Origin of the sequence: Nonomuraea sp. JJY05, assembly GCF_043496855.1 — a bacterium.
Taxonomy (GTDB): Bacteria; Actinomycetota; Actinomycetes; order Streptosporangiales; family Streptosporangiaceae; genus Nonomuraea.
In genome coordinates this window covers 37,961-53,688 of record NZ_JBIEIS010000052.1, presented here as the reverse complement: position 1 = coordinate 53,688, position 15,728 = coordinate 37,961, and the positions used below count along the sequence as shown (strand labels likewise).

Annotated in this window: 19 protein-coding genes and 2 pseudogenes; 7 read left to right on the top strand and 14 right to left on the bottom strand. The window is 68.9% G+C overall.

The annotated features are described in order from the left end of the window. The first annotated feature begins 5 nt into the window (after positions 1-5). A complete protein-coding gene (locus ACFKCF_RS51275) occupies positions 6-485 on the top strand; it encodes a PaaI family thioesterase (protein ID WP_394503333.1) in 480 nt (159 codons plus the stop codon). Between the two features lie 191 nt (positions 486-676). Here ACFKCF_RS51275 and ACFKCF_RS51270 read toward each other — a convergent pair whose 3' ends face one another. After that, entirely contained in the window at positions 677-1,090 is a 414-nt protein-coding gene (locus tag ACFKCF_RS51270; protein ID WP_394503331.1) for a hypothetical protein, read from the bottom strand. Positions 1,091-1,231: 141 nt separating this feature from the next. Continuing rightward, complete coding sequence (locus ACFKCF_RS51265) at positions 1,232-2,152, bottom strand: DHA2 family efflux MFS transporter permease subunit (RefSeq protein ID WP_394503329.1); 921 nt, start codon at positions 2,150-2,152, stop codon at positions 1,232-1,234. Between the two features lie 70 nt (positions 2,153-2,222). On the opposite strand from ACFKCF_RS51265, the gene ACFKCF_RS51260 reads away from it, so the two are divergent. Then, positions 2,223-2,396 carry a hypothetical protein gene (locus ACFKCF_RS51260; protein ID WP_394503327.1) on the top strand — a complete coding sequence of 58 codons (174 nt, stop codon included), beginning with the start codon at positions 2,223-2,225 and terminating at the stop codon, positions 2,394-2,396. Here the strand turns inward: ACFKCF_RS51260 and ACFKCF_RS51255 are convergent. The 7 genes and pseudogenes from ACFKCF_RS51255 to ACFKCF_RS51225 form a co-directional block, all read right to left on the bottom strand. After that, positions 2,376-2,492 (bottom strand): annotated as a pseudogene (locus ACFKCF_RS51255) (FAD-dependent monooxygenase); the annotation flags it as partial. The gene ACFKCF_RS51260 and the pseudogene ACFKCF_RS51255 sit on opposite strands and share 21 nt — an antisense overlap. 187 nt (positions 2,493-2,679) lie before the next feature. Beyond that, positions 2,680-2,997 (bottom strand): FAD-dependent monooxygenase, encoded by a 318-nt coding sequence (locus ACFKCF_RS51250; RefSeq protein ID WP_394503406.1) that lies wholly within the window; start codon positions 2,995-2,997, stop codon positions 2,680-2,682. Beyond that, positions 2,994-3,173 (bottom strand): carboxymuconolactone decarboxylase family protein, encoded by a 180-nt coding sequence (locus tag ACFKCF_RS51245; protein ID WP_394503405.1) that lies wholly within the window; start codon positions 3,171-3,173, stop codon positions 2,994-2,996. The genes ACFKCF_RS51250 and ACFKCF_RS51245 overlap by 4 nt, the downstream gene beginning before the upstream one ends. 181 nt (positions 3,174-3,354) lie before the next feature. Then, positions 3,355-3,633, bottom strand: a pseudogene (locus ACFKCF_RS51240) (carboxymuconolactone decarboxylase family protein); the annotation flags it as partial. A 13-nt stretch (positions 3,634-3,646) separates the two neighbouring features. Further along, positions 3,647-4,465: an SDR family oxidoreductase gene (locus tag ACFKCF_RS51235; RefSeq protein ID WP_394503325.1), complete on the bottom strand. Its 819-nt coding sequence runs from the start codon at positions 4,463-4,465 to the stop codon at positions 3,647-3,649. Between the two features lie 32 nt (positions 4,466-4,497). Beyond that, positions 4,498-4,962 (bottom strand): SAM-dependent methyltransferase, encoded by a 465-nt coding sequence (locus ACFKCF_RS51230; protein ID WP_394503324.1) that lies wholly within the window; start codon positions 4,960-4,962, stop codon positions 4,498-4,500. A gap of 212 nt (positions 4,963-5,174) precedes the next feature. After that, positions 5,175-5,780 carry an HXXEE domain-containing protein gene (locus tag ACFKCF_RS51225; RefSeq protein WP_394503322.1) on the bottom strand — a complete coding sequence of 202 codons (606 nt, stop codon included), beginning with the start codon at positions 5,778-5,780 and terminating at the stop codon, positions 5,175-5,177. 145 nt (positions 5,781-5,925) lie between these two features. Between ACFKCF_RS51225 and ACFKCF_RS51220 the strand changes: the two genes are divergently transcribed. The 3 genes from ACFKCF_RS51220 to ACFKCF_RS51210 are packed head-to-tail and all read left to right on the top strand — an operon-like array spanning position 5,926 to position 8,271. Beyond that, positions 5,926-7,140 carry a hypothetical protein gene (locus tag ACFKCF_RS51220; RefSeq protein WP_394503320.1) on the top strand — a complete coding sequence of 405 codons (1,215 nt, stop codon included), beginning with the start codon at positions 5,926-5,928 and terminating at the stop codon, positions 7,138-7,140. Further along, the gene (locus ACFKCF_RS51215) at positions 7,137-7,499 is read left to right on the top strand and encodes a hypothetical protein (protein ID WP_394503319.1); all 363 of its coding nucleotides are present in this window, start codon (positions 7,137-7,139) and stop codon (positions 7,497-7,499) included. Before ACFKCF_RS51220 ends, ACFKCF_RS51215 begins: the two co-directional genes overlap by 4 nt. A gap of 55 nt (positions 7,500-7,554) precedes the next feature. Next, complete coding sequence (locus ACFKCF_RS51210) at positions 7,555-8,271, top strand: hypothetical protein (protein ID WP_394503317.1); 717 nt, start codon at positions 7,555-7,557, stop codon at positions 8,269-8,271. Positions 8,272-8,279: 8 nt separating this feature from the next. Here the strand turns inward: ACFKCF_RS51210 and ACFKCF_RS51205 are convergent, their stop codons facing one another. Together ACFKCF_RS51205 and ACFKCF_RS51200 are read right to left on the bottom strand one after the other, a co-directional pair. Then, positions 8,280-10,988: a LuxR C-terminal-related transcriptional regulator gene (locus tag ACFKCF_RS51205; protein ID WP_394503315.1), complete on the bottom strand. Its 2,709-nt coding sequence runs from the start codon at positions 10,986-10,988 to the stop codon at positions 8,280-8,282. A 308-nt stretch (positions 10,989-11,296) separates the two neighbouring features. Further along, positions 11,297-11,926 carry a TetR/AcrR family transcriptional regulator gene (locus tag ACFKCF_RS51200; RefSeq protein ID WP_394503313.1) on the bottom strand — a complete coding sequence of 210 codons (630 nt, stop codon included), beginning with the start codon at positions 11,924-11,926 and terminating at the stop codon, positions 11,297-11,299. A 207-nt stretch (positions 11,927-12,133) separates the two neighbouring features. Between ACFKCF_RS51200 and ACFKCF_RS51195 the strand changes: the two genes are divergently transcribed. Both ACFKCF_RS51195 and ACFKCF_RS51190 read left to right on the top strand, forming a co-directional pair. After that, on the top strand, positions 12,134-12,583 hold the full coding sequence (locus ACFKCF_RS51195; RefSeq protein ID WP_394503311.1) for a hypothetical protein: 450 nt from the start codon (positions 12,134-12,136) through the stop codon (positions 12,581-12,583). Then, positions 12,565-13,122, top strand: coding sequence for a nitroreductase/quinone reductase family protein (locus ACFKCF_RS51190; RefSeq protein ID WP_394503309.1), 558 nt, complete (start codon positions 12,565-12,567; stop codon positions 13,120-13,122). The genes ACFKCF_RS51195 and ACFKCF_RS51190 overlap by 19 nt, the downstream gene beginning before the upstream one ends. Positions 13,123-13,239: 117 nt before the next feature. Here the strand turns inward: ACFKCF_RS51190 and ACFKCF_RS51185 are convergent, their stop codons facing one another. The 3 genes from ACFKCF_RS51185 to ACFKCF_RS51175 are packed head-to-tail and all read right to left on the bottom strand — an operon-like array spanning position 13,240 to position 15,482. After that, on the bottom strand, positions 13,240-14,211 hold the full coding sequence (locus ACFKCF_RS51185; protein ID WP_394503307.1) for a Tn3 family transposase: 972 nt from the start codon (positions 14,209-14,211) through the stop codon (positions 13,240-13,242). Then, entirely contained in the window at positions 14,138-14,707 is a 570-nt protein-coding gene (locus ACFKCF_RS51180; protein ID WP_394503306.1) for a Tn3 family transposase, read from the bottom strand. Before ACFKCF_RS51180 ends, ACFKCF_RS51185 begins: the two co-directional genes overlap by 74 nt. Next, positions 14,634-15,482, bottom strand: coding sequence for a hypothetical protein (locus ACFKCF_RS51175; RefSeq protein ID WP_394503304.1), 849 nt, complete (start codon positions 15,480-15,482; stop codon positions 14,634-14,636). Before ACFKCF_RS51175 ends, ACFKCF_RS51180 begins: the two co-directional genes overlap by 74 nt. Positions 15,483-15,728 lie beyond the last annotated feature (246 nt).

Here is a 15,728-nt window from a genome sequence, read left to right as displayed (position 1 = left end):
GAGCAATGGAAGACCGGACGCAACAGCAGCAGTCAAGCCCCAAGGTGCAGGCGCGCATCAGGGCCAGTTTCGAACGGCAGGGATTGATGCGCCATCTCGGTGCGCGCATTGCGCACATAGCGCCAGGATGCGTGCACATCGTGCTCCCCAGCCGGCCTGAAGTCACCCAGCAGCACGGCTACATCCACGCGGGAGCCACCAGCGCCATCGCCGACAGCGCAGGCGGCTATGCGGCATTCACGCTGTTCCCTGAGAACACCTCCGTGCTCACCGTGGAGTACAAGATCAATCTTCTGGCGCCTGCCCTGGGCGATCACCTCGAGGCCGTGGGGACGGTCCTGAGAGCTGGACGAACGCTGACCGTCTGCCGGCTGGAAGTGTTCGGCGTCCAGGACGAGCACCGGTCGCTCGTCGCGACAGGCCAGCAGACGCTGATGTGTGTGAAGGAGCGACGCGAACAACCGGAAAACCATCCCTCTTCTTGATTTTGCTGGCGAGAAGCGGATCTGGCTCCGAGTCTGGATGCTGTTGGTGATCTCTATTGGGTGGGCGGTGGGTTCTGGCAGAGTTGCTGGAAAGGGTTGCGGGAACGTGCTGGTCGGTCGGGGTAGGCGCTGGAGGTGTAGTGGTCGGCCGGGCACCGAGGTATTGGAGCTCATCACCGTCAAGGACGGCGTCATCGTCGAGGGTCGCCCCTTCGACCTCGATACCGTAGCCGTCCTCGCCGCGACGACCCCGTGACGTCCACGGATTGGGTGGAACCGGGACCACGTCCGACCGACTGGTCGCGTCCGGCTGACCGGTCGGCCGGGGCCGGTCCTGATCGGGGCAGTAGCCATGCGGGGATGAGGGCGATGAGAGCGAAGCCGACCGTCCACCAGAAGGTTTCGCCGAACGCGCCTTGCAACGCGGCGGGGGTGCCGGTGCCCTCGGTGACCCGTTGGAGGACGACGGCCAGGACGGCGGTGCCGAATGAGCCGCCGACGCGCTGGACGACGCTGGTCAGGCCGGTTGCGCCGGGGATCTGGTCGGGACGCAGTCCCTGGTAGGCGCCGGCCATCATCGCCACGCCCGCCGTGCCCAGTCCCATGCCCCCGGACCAGCAGAGTGATGATCTGGAGCAGGTCGCCGGTGCCGGACAGGGTGAACGGGATCGTCGCCGCGACGGTGACGGCCAGCCCGACCAGGACCAGGGGGCGGGCGCCGATGCGGTCGGTGAGCCGCCCGGCGATCAGCAGCGACACGGCGGTGCCCACCCCCTGGGGGCGAGCATGAGCCCGGTCTCGACGGTCGTCAGGCCGTGGACCTGCTGGTAGTACAGCGGCAGCAGGAACATCGGCCCGAAGATCGAGGCTCCGGACAGGAACGCCAGGGTCGCCACCAGCGCGTACGAGCGGTGGCGGAAGAGCCGGAGATCGAGGAGGAGGGCGATTCTGGTCCGCAGGGCGTGCCGGGCGAACGCCGCAATTAGGCTCACCCCGGCCACCAGGCTGACGATCGCCGTGGCGCTGCCGAGGCCCCGGCCTTCCGCACCGTCCTCACCGCCGATCTGCGCGAGTCCGTACACCAGTGCCGCCAGGCCGGGTGACAGCAGTGCCAGGCCCAGGACGTCCAGCGGCGGCCGGCCCTCCGGTCGGCCGGAGGGCATCGCGCGCCAGGCGAGCAGCAAGGCCAGACCGACCACCGGCACGTTGACGAAGAACACCCAGCGCCAGCCCGCGCCGTCGATGAGCACGCCGCCCAGGATCGGCCCGATGATCGGTGCGAGCTGGCCCGGGATCGCCACCAGCGCCATGACCCGCCCGAACCGCGACGGCCCGGCGGCCTGAGCCAGGATTGTCTGCGCCAGCGGCAGGATCATGCCGCCCGCCAGCCCCTGCAGCACCCGAAAGGCGATCAGACTCTCGATCGACCAGGCCAGGCCGCACAGCACCGACGCGACGACGAAGACCGACAGCGCCGACATCCACATCGCCTTCGCGCCGAACCGCTGCACCGACCAGCCGGTGAGCGGGATCGCCATCGCCATGGCCAGCAGGTAGGCCGTCGCCACCCACTGCACCGTCGCCGGGGGTGCGTCGAACCGCCGCCCGAGGCCGTCGATGGCAACGCTGAGGATCGTGGTGTCCAGCAACGAGGCCAGCGCGCCCACCACCACGATGCCGGCACGGGCGCGGCGGCCTGGCGCCCTTGCCGGAGAAGGCGGGCACGAACGTCGCGCGGTGCAGCGCCTGCTGGTAGCGCTGAACGAGCACAGTCGGCCACCAGCGACGCTTTTGCACCTTGGCCAGGTCAGCGGTGGAGAGCGTCCCAGCGCGCAGCGCTTCGATCAGGATCGTCGCCGTGGCGACCGCGTCCTGGATGGCGAGGTTGATGCCCATGCCGCCGGCGGGTGACATGGCGTGAGCGGCGTCGCTGATGAGCAGCACACCCTCGGCGTACCAGCGCTCCAGCCGGTTGAGCTGCACATCGAGCAGGTGCAGCTCGTCCATACTCCGAAGGTGGTGGCGGATGGTCGAGTGCCGCCCGTCGCATGCCATTGTCAGGTTGGCACGGAGCTCCAGATCGCCGCAGCGCACACCGACGACCTTGCCGCCCTCCCTGATCAGCTTCCGGTCACCGCCGTGTTGGTCAGCAGGGTGAAGGCCGGCTCTCGTGCGGCTTCCTCGGCCAGGAAGTTCAGCAGGTCCCACTGGGCATCATCGCGACGTGGTTGTACGGCTCTGGCAGTCCGGCGATGTCGCTCGGTGTGATCCTGCTCCCGTCGGGCAGCGGGGCCTCCAGTTCGCCGAGACGGCTCTGCGGCAGGTTGCGGAACTTCGCGCTCAGCCCCAGCTTGTCCATCAGTCGGATCGTCGAGGCGTGCACGGTGTCGCCGCGGAAGTCCCGCGGGAAGTCGCCGTGCTTCTCCAGCACGGTCACCTCGATGCCGCCTCTGGCCAGCAGCAGGCCGAGCATCATCCCGGCCGGGCCACCTCCGGCTATCACCACGCTCATGCGCCCTCCCTCGGCGGCGCGAGCAGCGCCTGCGCGGCGGCCCAGACCCGCGGCATGCCGAACTCGGCCGCACCACGGAGCAGATCGCGCAGGGTGTCGTCGGTGGCCCCGGCCGACCTGGCCAGCTCGGCGTGCATGCGCAGGGATTCGCCGAGCGTCTGGTAGAAAACGTCCACGACCAGGCAGGCGAGCGCGGGCCCAGCGCTGGGCGAGCTGGTCCTCGGTGAAGGCTGCCAGGCCCGAGTCCACGTTCTCAAGGGCGCGTACGGCTCGCGCGAGCGGTCCGGTCAGCGGTGTGGGTTCGACGGGCTTGCCGTCCTGGGCCTGGGGCAGTCCGAGCTCGGTCAGGCGTTGGAGGGCAGTGACCACGATCGGGTAGCCCACGTAGGGCGCCAGGTGCCGGTAGAGCTCGCGGATCGCCTCGGAGTCGACCCCCTGGGCCAGGGCCATCTGAAGGTGCATGGCGAGGGGCAGGTCGAGGTGGGGGTGGCACAGGTCGGCGGTCAGGCAGATGAAGGCCTTCTCCCGCGTGGTCAGGTAGGCCAGGCCCCAGAGGTTATGGCCCGCGCCGACGGCGCACTGGGCGAAGACGGGGTCGAGCGCGGTCAGGGCCTCGGCTCCGGCGAGCTGGGTCATGGGGGTGCTCCGTTCAGGACAGTCCGAGCGCGCGCAGGCGCAGGCGGTCGAGGGTGTATTGGGGGACGATGCGGCCGAGCGTGCTCATCAGGCGTGACTTCTTGCCGACCGGGTAGCGGGAGCGGGGCTTGCGGGCGGTCAGGGCGTGCAGGACCGCTTGGGCGACCACGTCGGGGCTGGAGCCGGAACGCTCCTCCTTGAGCCCGGCGGTGGTCATGGTGCGGTAGGCGGTGCCGTACAGGCGCCTGCCCTCGGGGCCGAGGGAGGCCAGGCGCGGTTCGACCTCGTCTTCCAGCTTGTCGACCGCGTCGGTGTGGATGGAGCCGGGTTCGATGAGGACCGCCGCCACGCCGTACGGCTTGAGCTCCATGCGCAGCGCGTCGTTCAGCGAGCGGATGGCGTGCTTGGAGGAGCACAGCGGCCCGCCGAAGGGCAACGTGATCCAGCTACCCACCGAGCCGACCGTGACCACCCGCCCGCGCGAGGCCCGCAGCTTCGGCAGCATCGCCTGGGTGACCGCCACCTGGCCGAACACGTTGACCTCGTACTGCCAGCGCAACGCGTCCAGCGGGACGAACTCCAGGGGCCCGGTGACGCCGATGCCGGCGTTGTTGACCAGGGCATCCAGGTGGCCCAGGCGCTCGGCGGCCGCGGCGATCTGGCCGGCGTCGGTCACGTCGAGAATGATCGGGGTGACGGTGGGGCCGAGCGCGGCGCCGTCGGCCTCCTTGCGGACTCCGGCGTAGACGGTGAAGCCCTCGCGGGCCAGCAGCAGCGCGGTGGCGCGCCCGATTCCGGTGGAGGCGCCGGTCACCAGGACGGTCTTCGACATGAAGGGTTCTCCAGGTTTGTTGACATTTGGGCTCAGTAATAGGCGCGCATCAGATCGGTCGCCCACTCCGGCTGCACCGTCTCGCCCTGCGGGCCGAACTCGGCCATGTAGGGCTTGATGTCCAAGACCGGGCTGCCGTCGATGGCGTCCAGGCCGCGGACATGGATGTCCAGGTCGTCCACGGCAAGCAGTTGGCAGCGGGAGACGCCCAGCAGGTTCGGGCGGTTCCTGCCCCGCTGAGCGAAGATGCCGACCTTGGGCCAGTCCGAGTTGCCACGAGGGTGACGGGCAGAGGTGTTGATCGAGGACGGGTTCACGAGATGGAACTGGAACACCACCTCCAGGTGCGAGAAGGCGTCCAGCCCGGCGAGCGCCTCCGGCCCGAAACGTGTTCCGTTGAGGCGGATCAGTGCCTTCTCGGTGTTCCAGCCGTCGTCGAACGCCTCAGCGCGTCCACCGACGACCGTTCCCACCGGCTGCAGGACGATTCGTTCCATGTTTCCTCCGTAGTCGGGTCAAGGTCATCGAGTGCTTTCTTCCCGGAGGCCGACGGCCGGCAGCCGCATCAACGTATGGCACGCAACAGGTCCACCGGCACCGATCCACCGCGCACGAGGGCGCCGGACAGGATGTTTGCGGTCCGACCGTGTCCTGGATGGCGTAGTCGGACTGTGGAGGTGATCGATCGGCTCGCGCCGACCCTTCAGCGCTACCTGACCAGCGACTGAATCGGGCCGGCCGCTCGCTCCTCGGCTTTGAGCAGGCGGTTCTCCTTGATGAGGAAGTAGATCAGCAGGCCGCTCATGATGAAGTGGCCGCCGGCGGTGTACAGGCCGGGGAAGTAGCCGCCCTTGATGATCGGGAAGACGAAGTGGGCGATGCCGTTGAGCAGGCCGGCGCCCAGGGCGTACCACCACAGGAAGAAGTTGGCCACGCGGATGCGGTAGAGCGCGCCCGCTCCGGCGAAGAAGTAGAGCGCGCCGAAGCCGAAGACGAAGACGAGCAGGAATTCCTTCTCCGGCCAATCCCGTGGCGAGTCGAACAGCTCAACGATCTCGTGGGGAAAGCCGCCGGTGTACTCCTCGGCCATGTGGATGAGCTGGAAGCCCACCGCGCACAGGTAGACGGCGATCACCTTCCTTGACTTCACCGGGCGGGCGTAGCTGAAGGCCATCCATCCGCTGTAGCCCAGCACGCTGGCCACCACGAGGATGACGGCGCCCTGGATGGGGAGGGTGAGCAGTGCCCAGACGCAGAAAGCGACAGCCAGGATCGCCATAATGGCGGCCGAGTAGGGTTCAGGTCGTTTGGTCATGGCTGGGACCCTATGAAGATCGCGATGGCGGTCGCCTCTGTCACCTGACTGATGTGCGCGTCGGTCACATCAGTCACCTGACGGAGGCGATGCACCAAGTGGCATGGCTAGCGTCCTGCGCTATGAAGTTGATCGATTCCAAGCCATGATCCGGGTCTTCGCTGTCGTGTTCCTGCTGCTGTTCCTGGCCACTCCGGCCCGGGCGCATGTCGTCGAGTCCGGAGCGGATCTGCGGGTGACGCAGACCTTCGGCGCGGGAGAGGTCACCCTGGTCATCGCCGGGGTCTCGCGAGTGCCGGCGCCGCTGCGGGTGAGTGCGCAGGCCGTAGCGCCCTCGAGCCTTCGCCTGGAGCTGGAGTTGCGTTCGCTGACCGGCGGAAGCAGGTCGACCGGCTCGGTGAGCGTCGGGCAGGAGCCCGCCGCGTTGCAGGCGCGCCAGACCGGCCCGCATGAGCTTCGCGTTCGGGTCGGTGACGAGGTCGCGGTCATCCCGTTCCGGGTGCTGGTGGCGGGCGCCGCCTTCTGGGAGATGCTGCTCGACGGTGCGTCCGTGGTGGTCGGGCTGCTGCTGGTGATCGGCGTGCTCGCAGGCCGCCTGTCCCGGCCGATCGTGGGCGGCGCGAGTGCGGCCGCGGCGGTCGCGGTCGTCGTGATGCTGCTGGAGCCGTACCTCTCCGCCGCCCAGCCGGAAGGCGCCGCGCCCCGCACCGGACCCGGCCGACCCTACGCGCAGGTCCGCTTCTCCACGCTGCCCGCCCGGCCCGCTGCGGGCAGCGAGTTCACCCTGGCCTTGCGGCTCACCGACGGCTCGACGGGCCGGCCGGTGAACGACCTCGCCGTCCACCACGAGGCCTCGGCGCATCTCGTGGTCACCAGCCAGGATGGCGCGGTCTTCCGGCACGTGCACCCGTTGCGGACCGCGCCAGGAGTCCTGACCGTACGGCTGCGCCTTCCGCAACCGGGCCGCTACCTCGCCTACGCCGAGATCGAGCGGCAGGAGTCCGGCGGGCAACTCCTCTCCGGCGCCTTCGAAGTCTCCGGCGCCGCCCAGCCGTACGCCCCGGCCCGTGAGCCTGCCGTGCCCCGTCTCACCCCGCCCACGCCGGCCGCCGCAAGCCCGGTGACCATCGAGGTCAGCCCGGAGGGACCGGTACAGCCGTGGCTGGGGATGCCCGGCCATCTGATCGTCAGGAGTGCGGACGGGGTCCACCTGGCACACGCGCATGGGATGCAGACGGAAGGGTCCGCGCTGCGCTTCACCCTGACTCTCCCGGAGCCGGGCCGCTACCTGGCTTGGGCGCAGTACGCCACCGGAGGCCGACTCGTGACCCGGCCCTTCACCGTGGAGGTGGACCGATGAAGTACGCGGCTGTCTGCCTGCTCGTGGCCGGCGTGCTGTTCGCCCTCGCGACGGACTGGTTCGACGGCAACCCTGAGAGCGTGGAGGCGGCGGGCACGCGCTACACCGTGAGCGTGCTGCCTGCCGATCCCGTCGAGGTGCGGGTGACCTCCGGCGAGGCCGACACGGTCACCGTGGCGGCGGTCATGCCGAGCATGGGCCACGCTCTGCCGCCGGTCGGCACCGTCCAGGCCCATCCCGGCCGCTTCGTCGCCGAGGAGGAGACGTTCGTCATGGACGGCGTATGGGAGCTGTCGATCACCGTCTCCGGGGCTCAGGGACAGGAGACGATCAGCATCAGTACGGTAGTCGACCGGTGAACATCAGTCAGGTGACGGAAGCGACCCCCGAGCGCCTCTGGCTAGCGTCGGCGCCATGAAGCTGATCAATGACCACCTGGCTGTCAAGGCCCGCGTGCTGACCCCGACCGGCGACGGCTTTGTCATGCTGGCCGGCGAGGTCGGCTCCTGGCGTGGCCCCTTGGCGTCCGCTCCCGTCCAGCTGGCCGCCCGCCTCAAGGCGCTGGCCGCGGGCATGGAGGCGCGTGAGGCGTACGTGTTCCGCGCGGTCCTGCGGCCGCCCGGCGAGGGCGACGAGGTGCTGGCCGCCAGGGGCATCCGGCCGGCGCGCTTCGACGTCGTCGTGCTGATCCGCGCCGCGTCCGTGGAGGCCGCCCTGGAGCTGCGCGAGAGCGCCGCCTACAAGGAGCTTGCCGACACCATGGCCACGGCATCCCGCCGTACCCACCAGATCGTCGCCGGCAACGCCGGACGACTCGGTGACGTGGACCACAGCCAGGACCATTGCTTCCTGTTCAACTACTTCTACGCCGACGACCGCGAGACCCTGCTGGAGGTGTGGGAGTACACCGCCGGGTGGTTCCAGGCCAAGACCGCGCTGCCCAACTCCGTGCTGATGCGGCCGCTGGAGGGTGAGCCCGCCGACTACGGGGTCGTCAACCACGCGAGTTGGCCGAACTGGCGGACCTTTCTGCCCAGCCTGATCTTCCGGCCCACCTTCCGTACCTTCGTGTTGGCCAACTTCCAGGCCAACGGCATCGCCGCGCAGCCGATCATCTACCGCCGGGTGTGACCTACCCCTCAGCTCAGTCCCGGAAGCCTGGTCAGCTCGGCGCGCGAGGAGACGCCCAGCTTGGGAAATGCCTTGTACAGGTGAGAGGCGACCGTGCGCGGGCTCAGGAACAGCTGCGCGCCGATCTCGCGGTTGGACGCGCCCGTGACGGCCAGCCGTACCACCTGGAGCTCCTGCGGTGTCAGCACGTCCAGTGGATCTCCGGCACGGGCATGGTCCGGTAGTGAGATCCCGGTGGCGCGCAGCTCGGCGGCCGCGCGGGCGGACCAGGGAGCCGCGCCGAGCCGGTCGAAGGCGTCCATGGCGGCCTGGAGGTGGGTGCGTGCCTCGGCGCGGCGCTTGTGGCGGCGCAGCCACTCCCCGTAGACCAGGCGGGTGCGTGCCTCGTCGAAGAGTTGCTCGCCCTCGGCGTGCAGGGCCAGCGCCCGCTCGTACAGGCTCTCGGCCGCGCTGTCCGGAGCCACCAGCGCACGGAGCCGATGCAGTACGGCAAGCGGCCTGGATCGGCCGGTGGACTCGGCCCATTCCGCGTAGAGTCTCAGCGGCTCCTGAGCGCGCTGCGGATCCCCTACCCGGACGGCGGCCTCGATGTAGTCCGGCCAGGAATATCGCCACAGGAAGGCATGGCTCGTGGGACCGGACATGGCCCGGTCCACCCGGTCGAGCATCGCTTCGTAGCGGCCCAGCCCGAGGTCCAGAGCCGCGAGGGCGTACTCGGCCCAGCAGGATCCCGGCATCCACCTGCGGTGGTCGGCGTCCCGGATAGCCTGCACGGCCATCGCCACAGATTCCTCCTCCGTGCCGGCGATCGCGGACAGCCAGGCGTGCACGCCCGCCAAGTAGCTGCCCCACTGCGGCTGGCCGACATCGGCGGCCAGGGCCAGACCCGCGACCACGGTGGCTCGCGCGGACCGGTGGTGTCCGATGAGGAGCTGCGCGATGGTGAAGACTGTCATGGCCTGGGGCATGCGTCCCAGACGTCCCTGCGCGCGGCAGTCTTCGACGAGCCGCGCCGAGCCATCCAGCATGCCGTCGAGGTCGGCCCGGACCATGCTCTGGTAGGCGATGATGAAGCGCAGCTCGAACGGTATGCGCTCGGTCCGGTCCGGTATCCGGTAGGTGAGCGTGGTCACGGCATCTCCCTCCAGGATCAGGCGGAAGGCGTGGTTGAACGTGCGCACCAAGGAGGCCAGCCCGTCACCCTCCGGGCACAGTTCCTCGTTACGGCGGGCCAGCGCGACCTGGTCGGGGTGGGTGGCACTGGCCCAGGTGTAGAAGCCGGCCAGGCTGAGCAGCGACAGCCTGGCGGTCAGGTCGTCGGCTGCCTCGGCGCCCTCGAGCAGCAGGCGCACGCCCTCCAGGGGCCGACCGGCCTCGATCTCCAGCTTCGCGCGCACGTAGGCGAGCTCTGCCAGGACGGCGCCTGTCGGCGTCGTCGTCCCAGTTTGGTGGCGGGCCCTGTCCACCAGTTCACCCGCGCGCTGCCACAGGCCCGCCTCGGCCGCGGCCTCGGCTGCGGCCGTCCACCGGCGTGCGGCCTCGGCAGGATCGGCCGACAGCTCGGCCGCCCGCGCGTAGGCCGCCGACACCGCCGTCTGCCCGCCGCGCTGCCGGGCGCGCAGCGCCAGGCCCTCCATCTTCCCGGCCACCTCCTCGTCGGGCTGCAGGGTGACAGCGGCCAGGTGCCAGGCTCGCCGATCGTCGTCGACCGCCTCGGCCAGCGCCCGGTGCGCCGCCATCCGGGCGGCGATGTCGCAGGCCAGCAGCACTCCCGTACGCACCAGCGGGTGATGGAAGACCGCGCCCCCTAAGCCCACCCGCACCAGGCCTGCGCGCTCGGCTGCGGCGAAGTCGGCCAGTGAGGCGCCGAGCAGGCCGACCGCGCGTGCCAGCACGTCCAGCTCGTCGTGGTGATCGAGGGCCGCCACGAGTAGGCAGGAGCGGGTGGCGTCGGGCAGTGCCGCGATCCGATCGCGGAAACCGGTCAGCACCCTGTCCGTCACCGGCTGCGCCGTACCGAGAGAGAAGGAAAGCGGGACCAGGGCGCCCTTGCGCTGCTCGCCTGTGAGCATTCGGGGCAGCTCGACCAGCGCCAGCGGGTTACCCCCAGCCTCGGCCACCAGTTGATCGCGCACGGCCGGCGGCAGGTCCGCTGCCTGCTCGGCGAGAAGCTTGCGGGCGGCGTCGGTGTCCAGCTTGCCCAGCCGCACCTCGGGCAGACCCCGCGCGGGGAAGTCGCCCTCCCGCGCGGCGAACAGGACGGCGACGGGCTCGGCATGCAGGCGGCGTGCGGCGAACAGCAGCGCGTCGGCCGACTCGCCGTCCAGCCACTGCGCGTCGTCGACCAGGCACACCACCGGGCCCGCCCCCGACAGCTCCACCAGCAGGCTGAGCGTCGCCAGCCCGACAAGGAAGCGGTCTCCGCGGTTGTCGCCGCCGAGACCGAGCGCGCCGCGCAACGCCTCCGCCTGCTGCGGCGGCAGCGACTCGATGTGATCGACGACCGGGCGGAGCAGCAGGTGCAAGGCGGCGAACGGCAGATCCGCCTCGGACTCGACGCCGGTCACCCGCAGCACCCGTCCCCGCGTGCTCGCAGCGGAGAACTCCAGGAGGGCCGACTTGCCGATGCCCGCCTCACCACGCACCACCAGAGCGCCAGACCCGCCTTCCAGCAACCCGCCGATGACGGACTGCTCCGCCTGACGCCCGTACAACATGGCACTCCAAGAAACGGTTGTCCGTAATGTGACGTATGGGGAACGTTTCGCCTACGCGCCGCGAGGCGGAAAGCCCACGATCCGCTGTTGGTCGAATCGCCCACCATGTCCATGACCCGCGATCTGGTCGAGATTTGGGCAGACCGCGCAAGCAGGATCATCCGGATCGGCTTCCGCCAGGGTCGACAACTGTCGGCGGTCCGGCGTGCGCCCTCTCGGACGGCGGATGTCAACTCGAGGGAAGGTGGCGTCGAAGGAAGGCGATTTGGTCTGGATGGCGTCGGGCGCCAAGCGTGTGCGTGTAACTGTTATGCGGGATGTTCATGGTCAGAGGACGGCCAGACGCTGCGCAGTGGACGCAGGCCCTCCTCGACGTAGTCGGCGATAGGGCGGCTGCCGCCGTCGAGGTACCACTGCTCAAGTGCGGCGAAATAACCGAAGACGAGGGCGTTCGTGGTCACGCGAGCCTGCGTTTCTGTCAGCTCGCTGGTTGCCGCGATCAGCGGGGCGATCCGCTGGCTTGCGCGGTCGAGATTGGCGCAGACGGCCACGCGGACCGATGGCTCGGCGAAGAAGTAACGGACCCTGCGCCACGGGCTCTTCTCGGCCTGAGGGCCTTCGGCTACATCCTCGGAACCAGATGTGCCCTCCGGTGCGGATTCGTAGGCGCGGACGGCTCGGAGCAGGCTGCCGATGGGATCGCCGGGGTCGAGGAGGTCCTTGAGTGCCTCCGGGCTCATCCTATCGAACTCGTCGGCGACCACGATCCCTTCCTTCGTGCCGAAGTAGCGGTACACCGACGACGGCGATACCTCGGCCGCGGCCGCGATCTCCTCGATTGTGACCGCAGCGAACCCTCTCTCGTCGAACAGATCGAGGGCGCATTCCTGGATGGCGCGCATGGCCTTGAGTCGCCAGCGCTCGCGAAGCCCGCTCATGCGATCAGGGTAGCAGGAAGTTAAACGCTAAAGCATGTAACTGTCACTAGACGTTGACTGTCTAAAATCAGGGATTTAGAGTCACTGTCCAAAGATAGTGACTACCTAAAAGAGGTCAGGGGACGACTTCGATCCCGCCCAGACACGCCGTGACCCTCTGACGCCTCCCGGCCGTCACCGGCCCATTCACACGGAAGGACTCATGCCATGACGACGCTGAAGCAGAGATCGCACAACCGGACCCCACTGGCGATGATGTACATCGGGGCGGGGCTCACCTCGATCGCCGCCTTCTTTCCGTTCATCGACCAATCCACGACGACCGTCTTGGCAGACCACATCAGGGCGAGCTATCCGGCCTACGAGCCCGGCGCGATCGGCGCCGCTGTTGCTGCGTATCTGGCGATACTGTCGACGATCGGGGTTCTGGGCCTCCTCGGCTGGCTCGGCACGATCTGGATGGTTCGAGTCGGTAAGCGCTGGGCGCGCTGGCTGGCGACCGGGCTGCTTGCGATCGCGATCTGCATCGCGATCGCCGCACTGACCGTCCGGGACACCTCGGGTGATGTCGGCCTCGCGCCGCTGCTGGGCTGGCTGCAAGTCCTTCCGTGTATTCCCGGCCTCGCCGTGGTCGCACTGTGGAGAAGGGCGACATGACCGAAGGCCCAAGGGAGGCATGGAGCATCGGCCGTGCCGTTGTACGCCGGGTCGCGGCGCTCAAGAGCGTGATGTATCGAGGAGGGCGTCCGAACGCGCTCATGCGGCTCATGAACCGGCTTGATGTCCTGGTGTACGGGGCTCGGCGGCTGTCACCACGCCATGGTGCCGTGTTGAAGGTGAAGGGGCGCCGCAGCGGAAACATCCTTGCGGTTCCGGTCGCGGTCACGGCCTACCGCAACGCCGAGTTCCTCGTATCGATGCTTGGGCCGGACGCGAACTGGGTGCGGAACGTCCAGGCTGCGGGTGGTAAGGCCGAGCTCCGCCATCGGGGTCGCGAAACTCCGATCCAGCTTGAGGAGATCCCGCCCGAGCATCGCTCCGAGATCCTGCGCCGCTACCTCGCCGCCGCACCTGGCGCAAGGCCGCACCTGGGGCTGAGGCCTACAGCCCCCTTGTCGGAGTTCCACCGGATCGCGCCTCGTCACCCCGTCTTCCGAATCCGTGAGTGCCGGTTCATGCCCACACACGAAAGATGAACGAGTCAGCGACAGGCGGCTCGTCCGGCGCCGCTCGCCCATCCGACAACAGTCTGTCGATAGGCAGCCCTACCGCATCCCGCCGAGGCGGCGACACGTCTCGGGGCGGGGGAAGGATCACACCGGCGCGGCGGGGAACAGCGCGCGAGGGGTGAGGTCCAGCCTGGTCGCCACGATGTCCTGCGGCGGGGTGGTGTCCACGATCCAGTCGCCGAACCGGCGTATCGTGCGCGTGATCAGGGGTGAGATGGTGGCCAGGTCGTCGGGGTCGACGACGTGGCCTTCGGCGGCCAGGGCGTTGGCGGCGTCGGTGATGTCCAGGGCGGTGGAGTAGATCGCGCAGTTGGAGATCAGCTCGTTAAACTTCACCACCCGCTCCTGGTAGTCCGGGTCGTTGTGGCCGATCAGCTGCCCGCCGATCATCAGGTGCGCGGCGAAGCCGTGGAACGCCTCGGTGCGGTTGGTGATCGCAGTGATCTGGTCTCTGAGCTGCGGCTCCGACAAGTACCGAAGCAGCGTCACGGTCCGCACCACACGGCCCAGCTCGCGCAGCGCCTTGTAGATCCGGTTGCGCCGGGAGTGGTTGCCGAGGCGACGCAGCAGCGTCACCGAGGAAACCCGGCCCTCCCGGATCGAGATCCCGGTGCGCAGCAGGTCCTTCCAGTGCTTTTCTATGAGATCCCAATCGATGACGTTGTCGTCGAACGGCGAGTCGATGTGCTTGTACCTGGCCTTGGGATCAGGCCGGTAGAAGTTCAGGTCGTGCCAGTTCCTGATCCCCGGAAGAAGATCGAATCCGAGGATGGCCGCGAGCCCGAAAACAGGCAGCGACGCGCCTTGGGTGTCGGCGTGAATGGTGTCGGGCTGGATGTCGGAGACATTGGACAGCAGCGAGTCCAGCAGGTACACCGCCTCCCACACCCCGCACGGGATGAAGTGGCTGAACAACGCGATGTAGGAGTCAGACACCAGCCGGAACGCCAGAGCGCCAAAACCTCCATACCTGACATGGGATTCAGCCCGGAGATTGTCTTCCCAGGTGTCGATCTGCGAGCCGTCGGTCGCAGCGACCGACCCGTCGCCCCACACCTGTTGTGACGTCCAAAGTGGCGAAGGCGTTCACCACGTCTGCAGAGGCTTTGTAGATCTTGCCCGGGTCGGCGTGCTTGTTCCCGGCGGTGTAGATCTCGTGCGCGGATATCCCGCGCATGTGCCGGGCCACCTCGGTCGGGCCGAGGTTCCCGCCGTAGGCGAACGCGGTCACCACGTACCGGCCCAGCCGCTCCTCGGGCTTGATCTTCGGATCGGAGCCGGAGGCCGGTCCGAAGCGGTGGTGCCAGCCGGTCAGGTGCGCGGTGCGGGCCAGGATGCCCAACAAGGGCCGCTCCGGCAGCCGGTCCAGCACCGTTCCTTCCAGTGCGATCGCCGACGGACGCCGCTCGGCGTCCTTGCGCCGGGCCAGCACCGGACGGCCGCCCTCCAGACGCAGGTCGGTGTTGGCCGGATATCCCTCATCCACCTCGCGGGCCGTCTTGGTCAGCAGGCTGCGGTAGTGCGCGACAAGGGCCTTCGGATCCGACGGCATGCCGGCCTGAGCGCAGAACTCCTCGGCCTGCCTCTCGCACTCCTCCCACGCCATCAGCTGGGTATGTAAGTTGGCGTAGGAATCCGACCCCGACCACCGCGATATCCCCCGACCGCAGCTCGGCAGCCAAGTGGGAGAACACGCAGACCTCCAGGTGGCGCCGCGCCAGCATCCCGGGCCGGCGCCGGTCGCGCAGTGTGCGCTTCCATAAGGGTCCGGCGAACGCGTCCACGTCGATCGTCAGCACGACCTGCTTGCCGTCCCGCTCGACCAGAACGCTCTCCTCGATCCACTCAGCGCGGCGGTCGGCATCCCGGTTCGCCCGCACGAACTCCAACGCGTCCAGCACCGCCCGCTCGGCGGATGTCGCCTCCAGCTCGACCGCGTCCACCAGCGCGAACAACGTCGGCCGGTGCGACTTGTAGTACTGCTCGCACAACGGCAGGTAGTTGTTGCCGTGGTGGGCGGCCACCGCCTCGTGCGACGCCGACAGAGCCGCAACCCCGCCGCCGGCGGCCAGGGCTTTGAGCACCAGCTCGCCGGTCAGCGCAGTCTGCGCGACGGCCGCCTCGGTCGTTCCTTCTTCGGGGTCGTCCTCGTGCGCACCAGTTTCGTCGTCGGCGGCGTCGTCAGACGCCGTACTGTCGGGCCCGGCAGCCTCCCGGACGGCGGCCAGGACGTCGCCGAACACCTCCATCAGCCGTTCGCTCGCCTCGCGGTGCTCCTCGCGCAGCGCCTCCAGCCGGGCCCGGCCCTTCTTGTGGATCACTGCCATGCTTGCAGAACATATCGGTGACCTCATCTCGTGCCGACGTGCGCAGCACGTGGACGAAGGCGGCCAGCAGCGTCAGCCGCTTGTCCTCGCCGACCTTGACCATGTCTGCGGCATCGGTGACCTTCGCCTCTCCGGCGAAGTGCGAGATCTTCCCCGGCGGGACCCCGCGCAGCCAGACCTCCGTGGGACCGATCGCGTCCAGGTCGGCCAGATGCGCCAGCCGGATCTTGAGCTTGCGGATCGTCG